The sequence below is a fragment of the Nostoc sp. CALU 546 genome (genome assembly GCF_048836525.1).
This window is the reverse complement of record NZ_JAWJTF010000030.1, coordinates 74,312-84,185: the sequence shown is the minus strand read 5'-3', so window position 1 is coordinate 84,185 and position 9,874 is coordinate 74,312. Positions and strand designations below refer to the sequence as shown.

The 9,874-nt window shown below is 44.1% G+C and carries 9 protein-coding genes and 1 pseudogene; 3 read left to right on the top strand and 7 right to left on the bottom strand.

Annotated features, from left to right (window positions below; genetic code table 11):
- From RRG12_RS17085 to mfd, 6 genes and pseudogenes are all read right to left on the bottom strand, one after another.
- Positions 1 to 282, bottom strand: a 282-nt coding sequence (locus RRG12_RS17085; protein WP_420760102.1) for a DUF5615 family PIN-like protein, incomplete at its 3' end; no start/stop codon positions are given.
- Positions 279 to 503 (bottom strand): DUF433 domain-containing protein, encoded by a 225-nt coding sequence (locus tag RRG12_RS17080; RefSeq protein ID WP_420760101.1) that lies wholly within the window; start codon positions 501 to 503, stop codon positions 279 to 281. The genes RRG12_RS17080 and RRG12_RS17085, both read right to left, overlap by 4 nt.
- Before the next feature lie 35 nt (positions 504 to 538).
- Positions 539 to 842: pseudogene (locus RRG12_RS17075) on the bottom strand (TRCF domain-containing protein); the annotation flags it as partial.
- A gap of 44 nt (positions 843 to 886) precedes the next feature.
- Positions 887 to 1,225 (bottom strand): type II toxin-antitoxin system RelE/ParE family toxin, encoded by a 339-nt coding sequence (locus tag RRG12_RS17070; protein WP_420760100.1) that lies wholly within the window; start codon positions 1,223 to 1,225, stop codon positions 887 to 889.
- Positions 1,209 to 1,472 carry a hypothetical protein gene (locus RRG12_RS17065; RefSeq protein ID WP_420760099.1) on the bottom strand — a complete coding sequence of 88 codons (264 nt, stop codon included), beginning with the start codon at positions 1,470 to 1,472 and terminating at the stop codon, positions 1,209 to 1,211. Before RRG12_RS17065 ends, RRG12_RS17070 begins: the two co-directional genes overlap by 17 nt.
- Positions 1,473 to 1,595: 123 nt before the next feature.
- Positions 1,596 to 5,153, bottom strand: coding sequence for a transcription-repair coupling factor (mfd, locus tag RRG12_RS17060; RefSeq protein ID WP_420760098.1), 3,558 nt, complete (start codon positions 5,151 to 5,153; stop codon positions 1,596 to 1,598).
- A gap of 240 nt (positions 5,154 to 5,393) precedes the next feature.
- On the opposite strand from mfd, the gene RRG12_RS17055 reads away from it, so the two are divergent.
- Both RRG12_RS17055 and RRG12_RS17050 read left to right on the top strand, forming a co-directional pair.
- Entirely contained in the window at positions 5,394 to 6,722 is a 1,329-nt protein-coding gene (locus RRG12_RS17055) for a hemolysin family protein (protein ID WP_420760097.1), read from the top strand.
- Between the two features lie 232 nt (positions 6,723 to 6,954).
- Entirely contained in the window at positions 6,955 to 7,857 is a 903-nt protein-coding gene (locus RRG12_RS17050) for an ABC transporter ATP-binding protein (RefSeq protein WP_420760096.1), read from the top strand.
- A gap of 205 nt (positions 7,858 to 8,062) precedes the next feature.
- Here RRG12_RS17050 and RRG12_RS17045 read toward each other — a convergent pair whose 3' ends face one another.
- The gene (locus RRG12_RS17045) at positions 8,063 to 8,743 is read right to left on the bottom strand and encodes a tetratricopeptide repeat protein (protein ID WP_420760095.1); all 681 of its coding nucleotides are present in this window, start codon (positions 8,741 to 8,743) and stop codon (positions 8,063 to 8,065) included.
- Positions 8,744 to 9,477: 734 nt separating this feature from the next.
- Here RRG12_RS17045 and RRG12_RS17040 point away from each other — a divergent pair.
- Complete coding sequence (locus RRG12_RS17040; protein WP_069072825.1) at positions 9,478 to 9,816, top strand: YbjQ family protein; 339 nt, start codon at positions 9,478 to 9,480, stop codon at positions 9,814 to 9,816.
- Positions 9,817 to 9,874: the final 58 nt, after the last annotated feature.

Here is a 9,874-nt window from a genome sequence, read left to right as displayed (position 1 = left end):
ACTTTGCGATTTACTGAAAATTTCTTGCAACCGAGCATTTGATGTGTTTCCGCAAGTTAACCAGATAATTTGCGGTGGTGTTCCCAAACGCTCAACCAAGTCAACAAAGTCGCTATCCTTGGTTATCAAGATAACTCCTTGAGCTTTTGCTGCCTCAAAAATCTCAAGGTCTTCAGCATCTCTCAGACCAACATCACGTAAAGCTAAAGCTGTTATACCAAAAGTATTGCTGATCCAAGTTGCGATCGCAGGGGATAAATGTGCATCTACCCAGATTGTCATGCTACTAACACTGGATGATTAAGCTTCCGCGAAGCATATATTAGTGCTGCTTTGAGATCATCGGCTTCAAGATCAGGCATTTCTTCTAAAATTTGTTCTGCACTAAGTCCAGCAGCAAACAAGTCCAGTACATCTGATACCCGAATTCTCATGCCCCGAATGCATGGACGACCACCACATTGTTTGGAATTAACTGTAATTCTTCTAAGTAAGTCTGACATAGGTTTTCACTTGATGACTAATCTTTTTCTACTGATCAAACAACAACCGCCTCTGGAATCGCACCCTGCATTCTCCCGAAAGCATCAATCAAATTCTGCAATTGTTGATCTGCTTTAAAAACTCCTAACCCGCGCACCGTCACTTTCCCAGGAGAATACACAAAGCGCGTCTTCAGATTGTCTGGTAAAATTCCAAGTGGGTTCTTCCATCGGTGTTTCTAAAACGACGTGCTGCTTGTTTTCTGGTTTTATTCGGCTAAATCCGAGTTTTTTTGCTAGCTGTTTGAGTTCCATGACTCGCAAAAGTTGATTTGCAGGGACAGGTAAAGTACCATAGCGATGTTTGCGACGGACTTCTCTACGAGAGGCTACGCCTTGAAATGCTAAACTCCGCCTTCTAACTCCTCTAGGTCATCTGCTGTCAGTGGTGCTTGGCCGCTGTGGCGCACATACAACACATTAACTGTAATACCTCGAATCGTAAAAAGTATTCGGTATAAGTTTTTGGCTTTCCCATAAAGGAGTTGGCGTACTTCTTCTGGAAAAATTTCATGTTCGACTGCTAAAGCACAACGTTGGGGCTTCTCTTGTAAGGTAGCAATAGCATTCATCAATCCTCGAAACCAACGATCAGCAAATTCAGGATTCCGCTCTCGATACCAGCGATAAGTTTGCTCAATCTGGGTTTCCGCGATTGGGGTAATCTCAACCTGAAATGCCATACTTTTGCTGCATTTCTTGGAAAAAATCCCCAATGGGGCGAGTTTGACCAGCGTTGAGTTCCTCGAAACCTTGTCCAATTCCAGCAATTGTCTCCAACTGATCAATCAGTTGGCGTAATTTGGTAGGGTCGATTTTGCCAGGATCTAGAAAGGTAACAAGAACTTGAGAGCGATCGCTAATATCTTGCGGTAGTTGGGTAAGGTGAATTTGTCCATCCTGATAAATGCCTTCGATAGTTTTTATCATGAGTTGAAGTTGGGTTGGTATTTCCTTTAATTCTACTAATTAGTCTCAAAGGTCTGGGTCTGGAATTCCCGCCTGCTCAAAATGACATAGGTTTTCACTTGATGACTAATCTTTTTCTACTGATCAAACAACAGGCGCCTCTGGAATCGCACCCTGCATTCTCCCAAAAGCATCAATCAAATTCTGCAATTGTTGATCTGCTTTAAAAACTCCTAACCCGCGCACCGTCACTTTCCCAGGAGAATACACAAAGCGCGTCTTCAGATTGTCTGGTAAATTCGCCGCCAACAAATTCCAAGCTGGTTCTTCCATCGGTGTTTCTAAAACAACGTGCTGCTTGTTTTCTGGTTTTATTCGGCTAAATCCGAGTTTTTTCGCTAGCTGTTTGAGTTCCATGACTCGCAAAAGTTGATTTGCAGGAACAGGTAAAGTACCATAGCGATCGCTCCACTCGGCTGCAATTAGCTTTAATTCTGATTTAGATTTGGCTGTAGCTACCGCCCGGTAAGCACTCATCTTTTGATCCAAATCGGTGATGTAATCTGCTGGAATAAACGCTGTCAGGTTGAGGTCAATTTGGGTATCCTCCACTTTCGGAATTTCTTGTCCTCGGATTTCCCGAATTGCTTCTTCTAGCATTTCCATATACAAATCAAAGCCAATGGCGTCCATTTGACCAGATTGTTCTGCACCTAGCAAGTTACCCACGCCTCTAATTTCCATATCGCGCATCGCTAGCTGATATCCAGAACCTAATTGAGTAAATTCCTGAATTGCTCTTAATCGTTGCCGTGCCGCGTCAGATAACGTCCGCTGTTTTGGATAAAATAACCAAGCGTGGGCTTGGATACCTGCACGTCCCACACGACCGCGTAATTGATACAACTGTGATAACCCAAAGCGGTGAGCATCTTCAATCAAAATGGTGTTGACTCGCGGAATATCTAAGCCAGATTCAATAATTGTCGTACAAACGAGGATGTCTGCGTCGCCATTGCTGAAAGTGAGCATGGTTGACTCTAACTCGCTTTCATCCATTTGACCGTGAGCGATCGCAAATCTAGCTCCCGGTATCACTTCTCGCAAATTTGCTGTTGTCTCTTCAATTCCATCTACTCGTGGAACTACATAAAATACCTGTCCACCTCTGTCTAATTCTTGACGAATTGCAGTGCGGATACTTTCGGAATTAATTGGTGAAAGATGGGTTTTAATTGGTCGTCTGGTTGGGGGCGGCGTGGTAATCAAACTCATTTCCCGAATTCCCGACAAGGACATATACAAAGTCCGGGGAATGGGAGTAGCCGAGAGGGTAAGCACGTCCACTTGAGTTTTCAGGCTTTTAATTTTCTCTTTCTGATTCACCCCAAACCGCTGTTCTTCATCTACTACCAATAGTCCTAAATCGCGGAATGTCACACCTTTACCTAAAAGTTGGTGTGTACCAATTACTACATCTAATTCACCAGTTGCCAATCGCTTTTGAATATCACGGCGTTCTTCAGCGGAGCGAAAACGGTTGAGTAAACCGACATTCACAGGATAGGGTGCAAAACGCTCTTTAAGTGTGTGGTAGTGCTGCTGGGTTAAAATTGTCGTCGGCGCAAGGAGTGCCACTTGTTTACCGGCGGTAACTGCTTTAAAAACAGCACGAATCGCTACTTCCGTCTTCCCGAAACCGACATCACCACAAACTAAGCGATCCATTGGGCGATCGCTTTCCATGTCTCGTTTCACATCTTGGACAGCTTTGAGTTGATCCGTCGTGGGTTGGTAGGGAAAAGAATCTTCCAGTTCTTCTTGCCAAGGCATATCACCTGGGAAGCGAAAACCTTCTTGTTTCGATCGCGCTGCATACAGTTTCAACAAGTCCACCGCCAGTTTCTTAATGGCTTTGCGGACTTTATTCTTGGTATTTTCCCAAGCTTTACCAGTCATCCTGTTAAGTTCTGGTGCTTTATCACCTGCGGCGCGGAACCGAGATAAAGCACCTACTTGATCGGCTGCAACTCTGAGTAACCCATCAGCATACTGCACCACCAAATAATCACGGGTTTCGTTATTAATCGCCAAACTTTCCAGCTTGACAAATTTGCCAACACCATGATTTCTGTGAACTACATAATCACCTGGACGCAGCTTATTAGGATCAACTTGCTTAGAAGTAGCTTTGTGACGCTTGCGGATATAGCCGGGAGTCGCCAAGGAATGCTGCCCAAAAAATTCCCGATCTGTAACGATTACCAAACGGTATGTAGGCAGGATAAAACCTTCTAGTTCCGCAAGCCCAGAATATTTTAGGGCTATGGGAATATGGTTAATTTGCAGCTTATCAATCGCTTGGTAGTCACGGGGATTCGGGATAAACTGAGCCGGACAATCATGTTCTTGCAACAGCGAGACGGAACGCGAAGGTTGAGCAGAAAGCAGCCAAATCGAGAAATTGCGATCGCGTTCTTGGCGGATGGTTTCAGCTAGTTTAGCAAACTGGTGTGGCGTGGCTGGAACAGGACGACTGGCAAGATTTATCCCACTATTTTCTTCTGAAAGTTCCGATAAATACAACGTTTTAAACTTAGCAACATCAGCCAAACACTCATCAAACGAACGGTGAATTTTCGGCAATGTTACGGGAGTAGACGTAGATTCTTCCCCATGCCCCATGCCCCATGCCCTATGCCCAATTCCCCATTGTTCCTCAGCATTTTCTACCCAGCGATCGCTATGAGCATGACACTGTTCTGGCTCATCAATGGCAATCAGGGTATTTTCTGATAAGTAATTTAGCAAAGATGCTGGTTGCTCAAAAGCCAACCCCAAAAAGCGACGACTCCCTTCCAAGAGTGATGAGTTCTCAGGGCTAATTTCTGAGTTAATTTCTGACTCAGCACTCAGCACTAGGAACTGGGCACTATTTTGGAGTGCCGCCATGACGATAGGAGCAAAGCTAGTAGGGGTAAGAATTAACTGGCCAACTTTGTCAAGTGCGGAACGTTGGGTTGCTGGGTCAAATTCCCGCATTTGCTCGATTTCATCGCCAAACCATTCCAGCCTGACTGGAAACTCAGATGAAACCGGGAACACATCAACAATATCGCCCCGCCGACTCCATTGCCCTTCTGTTTCCACCAGAGGGACTCGTTCGTACCCCAGAATCGTGATTTTCTCACTGAAGGCATTCAAGTCTAATTCCATCCCCTTTTTCAGGGTAAGACAGAATTGCCCAAAAGCTTCTGGCGGAGGTAAATGGGGTTGTAGCGCCCCTTGAGTAGCCACAATCGCCATCTTGGGATTGGATGGGATCTGGTTTTCTTCCCCATGCCCCATGCCCAATGCCCCATGCCCCATTCCCAAATCCGCCAATACCTGCATTTGCCCCCAACTCATCTCAGTTTCCGGGTCAAAAGGTTCGTAGGGAGAAGCCTCGGAGGTGGGGTAAAAATGTACTGTTTGCCATCCCATTGCCTCCAGTTGTGCGTAAATGCGTCCAGCTTCTTCCAGAGTGGCGCAAACTACGAACAAATCCTTGCCCTGAGCCTGTGCTAATGCCGAAGCCACCAGAGCCTTGGGCAGTCTGGGAATGCCATTTAACCGCAATTCTTGTTGTCGATTCAGCTTAGAAATAAATTCAGTAGTGAGCGACGATCGGCCTAAGGCACGCACAATAGAAGAAAATGACATAAGTACTACTAGCGATGGGAGTCTTTGTGGATCAGCAAGTCTTGAGGCAGTTTATGTCAACTATTTTAAAAGTGTTAACAGCCTTCTTATTCCTTCGGTGGAAGAATAAACTACAGCGACTAATAAACTTAAGAACTATAACTATTACTTTGTGTACAGTCAAAGCATTTATCAAAGCACCTTTAATACTAGATACTAGGGATTGAGCTACGTTCGCTCTGATAAGCGGCAATTTTAAACATGTCCTCCATCACTTTTGAAATTTTAATCATTTTGGTGCTAATTATTGCCAATGGCTTGTTTTCTATGTCTGAGATGGCGATCGTCTCGGCACGGAAAGTTAGGCTACAGCAGCTTGCTAATCAAGGAGATGTCAAGGCAAAGGCAGCATTGAAACTAGCGGAGTCTCCAAATCATTTCCTGTCAACTGTTCAAGTGGGTATTTCCCTGATCGGTATCCTGACTGGTGCTTTTGGAGGAGCAACAATTGCCAGTCGATTGGCAGTCTATGTAAAACTTGTCCCCTTGTTAGCACCTTATAGTGAACCGCTATCTTTCGGAATAGTGGTTTTGATTATTACCTATTTGTCACTGATTGTTGGTGAATTGGTACCGAAGCGTCTGGCGTTAAATAACCCAGAAAGGATTGCATCGATTGTAGCGATTCCAATGCGTGCCTTATCGGCGATCGCTTCTCCAATGGTTTATCTCTTAAGCGCTTCTACAGATTTGATCCTGCGATTACTGGGAATTACAGCTTCTACCGAGCCGCAAGTCACCGAAGAAGAAATTAAAATCTTAATTGAGCAAGGCACTGAGGCAGGAACTTTTGAGGAAGCTGAACAGGATATGGTGGAGCGAGTCTTTCGTTTAGGCGATCGCCCTGTCAACTACTTAATGACACCCCGTCCCGATATTGTCTGGCTCGATTTAGACGACTCTCCCGAAGAAAATCGCCAAAAAATGGTTGATAGTGCCTATTCTCGTTATCCAGTTTGTCAGGGGGGACTTGACAATGTGCTGGGTGTTATCCCAGTCACCGATTTATTAGCCAGGAGTTTCCGAGGAGAACCACTCGACTTAACTATCGGATTGCGGCAACCAGTATTTGTGCCAGAAAGCACCCGTGGCTTGAAAGTTTTGGAATTGTTCAAGCAAACCATTACTCACATGGCGCTGGTAGTCGATGAATACGGCGTGATTCAAGGATTAGTCACTCTCAACGATATTATGAGTGAAATCGTGGGTGATGTTCCTTCAACAGATGGACAGGATCAACCACAAGCTGTGCAACGTGAAGATGGTTCCTGGCTTTTGGATGGGATGTTGCCTGTAGAGGAGTTTTTGGAACTTTTCGGTATGGAAGAGTGGGAATCTGATGAACGCGGCAGTTATCAAACACTAGGCGGTTTTGTCATCACCCATTTAGGACGTATTCCTGCCGCAGCAGATCATTTTGAATGGCAGGGGATGCGAATTGAAGTGATGGATATGGATGGTAACCGCGTTGATAAAGTGCTAGTCGTGCCAAAGGCAAGTAAATCAGCGGATACGAAAAAATCTGACTAGCGATTCGCTTGAGTACTGGGCATTGGGCATTGGGCATTGGGCATTGGGAATTGGGCATTGGGAATTGGGCATTGGGCATTGGGCATTGGGCATTGGGCATTGGGCATTGGCCATTGGGCATTTGACGATTATAAAGTCATGCTGTGTGCAACTTTTACTTAAACGAATACAAGTCCCTACATTTATGTATAGGGATGGTTAATTTTGAATTTTGAATTCGGAGCGAAGCGACGTGACTGCTGCTGTCTTTTTAGAAAACGTCTACAAGTTTTACAACAATGTACCTGTAGTCAATGACCTATCATTCAAAATTGAAGCGGGAGAGATATTTGCTCTACTTGGCCCGAATGGTGCGGGTAAATCAACCACAATTCGGATGCTGACTACACTCACGAAACCATCCCAAGGACGGATAGAAGTAGGTGGATATGATGTGATGAGCCAAGGAATGTTGGCAAAACAGAGTATTGGTGTAGTCTTGCAACAAGTCAGTGTGGATAATGATTTAACCGTCTGGGAAAATATGGAACTGCACGGGAGACTACATCACATTAGTAACCCGCAGCGACAAAAATTGATTAATCAATGGCTAGAGTATGTTGAACTCACAGAAAAACGCGATGATTTGGTAAAAACCCTGTCTGGGGGTATGAAACGACGGTTGCAGATTGCGAGAGCTTTATTACATCAACCGCAAATTTTGTTTTTAGATGAACCAACGGTAGGACTAGACCCCCAAACCAGGCGACGCCTCTGGGAAATTATTCGGGATTTGAATAAACAAGGGATGACGATGCTACTGACGACCCATTATATGGATGAGGTCGAATATTTGTGCGATGCTTTCGGCTCTACCAAGCCAGGACGCATCGGTATTATGGATAGCGGTAAGCTGATTTCTTTGGGAACTTTACAACAACTGCGTTCTGCTCACGGTGAAGGTTTGGTGATGAAACAATTAGGTGTGTCTGATGTGGGAAGTGATGGCGCTCGTAGTTGGGAATATCTGTTTTTCCCATCTTTGGAAGCAGCGAATATCTACTTGGATGAACAGCCCGATAAAACCGGAATGATGGTGCGTCCCTCTAACCTGGAAGATATTTTTGTGGAATTAACGGGACGCCAGTTAGATTAACGAACTTTGGGGGTTTAAGTCCCCTGCCTCTATAGGCAGCCCGTTTTGGGTCGGGGTCTAAATCTCCGGACGCTCTCTACGAGACGCTAAAAGCGTAGTTTGCTTCTCTGAAAGAGTACGCGGACTCGCTACCGCAAAACGTAATTGCGAATTGCGTTAGCGGAGCGGGGCGTTAGCCCATTGCGAATTGCGAATTGTTTTAACCTCATCCTCCTAACTGTCGCAGCATGGCTTCTACCCTTTCTACGCCATCTGAGTCATTGCGTCGCTTGTACAAGTCACGCGCTTTCTGAAGCAAGCTGTTCGCTTGTTTGGCTTGTCGTCGCTGTTTATACATCGAACCCATCAATTCATAAGTCTGGGCGTTGTTTTTATCTAAGCTGATTGCTTGCTCATAAGCCCAGGTAGCAGCAGTATAGTCTCCCATACGCGATTGCGTTACAGCCAATCCTAAATAGGCGTTAACGTTGTTACGGTTCAGTTGTATAGCACGACGGTAGCCTTCCTTTGCCCCACGTGTGTCGCCCAAATTGGCTTTGATGTAACCCACAGCGTAGTAAAAATCACTATTGTTAGGGTTGATACCGATCGCACGACGATAAGCTGTTAATGCTGCCTGGTAATTTCCCTGTTGAGCGTATAAGTAGCCAATACCTGAATGGATTTTCGCATTTTTGGGATCTAGCCTAGCTGCTTGCTGATAAACTGCGATCGCACCACCATAATCACCAGCATCTACTAACCTCCGTCCTTCTTCTAGTAGTTGCTTTAACTCTGGGTTTTTGGCTTGCGCCACTAATACCTGAGCCTGAGCTACTGAAGGTATGGTGAAGGTAAAACATCCTAGTAACACCACACTAAACACGAATGATGTTGGCTTGTACACAGTAAATTTCCTGAAATTTTAGAGGACTTTTTTTCTTGTACATTAAAACAAAAATATGGACTTTTGAAAACTGTATTTCTTCGTATTAATTAAGATGTCGATATTCCATCCACTCTTTCCTTTACAATCGGCACTACATAACAGAGTTTTTACTGAAGGATAAAGTGTAAGATATCAAGTTTCAGATGAAGTTAATCTACATATAGGAATCCGCTTTAGGCAAGAAGGCTTCTGAGTTGTACTGAGTTTTTTCACCAAATCAAATATGAGTCCTATAGAAATCGGTACAACCGCGAAATAACACTGTTTTTCGTCAGTAGTTATACGTGTTCCCTAGAAATCCCAACAGCCATCTGACTTAATCCAAAATATTGACTTACCAAGCTTACAGGCTTTGAAATTCATTCCTGTTTTTTATGGAGTTTAAGAATTTGCTGACTCTGTATCAAACTTGGCTCATCTTTTTAGTCTTTGATACTACCCTTTGAGAAGTAATGATCCAGGCGTTAACATCCTTTTTTTTTCATTACACGGTAAGATAAACTTAATCAGTCAAATGTTCCTTTATGTCCTAGTTTATGTTGAGGAAAATATTACAGATGCAAACGCGATCTAAAATTGTGTGAAAAACATTCTCTCACAATTATCTTCTGTAATCGAAGTTACAATTGCTAAAGTATTTGGATAAACACTTTGATAATAAATATCAACTATTCTATCTAGGAGGCTAATTTATGATTATAACTACCACTGATGTAATTCAAGGAGCCATGATTGAGTCGTATTTAGGCATTGTGACAGCAGAAGTAGTCTACGGAAGCAATTTCTTGCGGGATTTTTTGGCTGGTATTCGAGATATTATCGGTGGACGCACTGCTAGCTATGAGCGTCTATTTGAGCAAGGTCAACGCAAGGCACTAGAAGAATTAGAACAACGAGCACAACGTTTAGGAGCTAATGCTGTGATCGGGATTGAAATTGATACTGGCACAATCAATCTTGACCAGTCAGGAGTTCTTTTGCTGATTACTGCCACAGGCACAGCTGTAAGGATGCGTTCAAATAATTCGTAATTTGTAAAATTCGTAATTCGTAATGACGCTCCCGGACTTGCTAATTGGCAATTCAGTT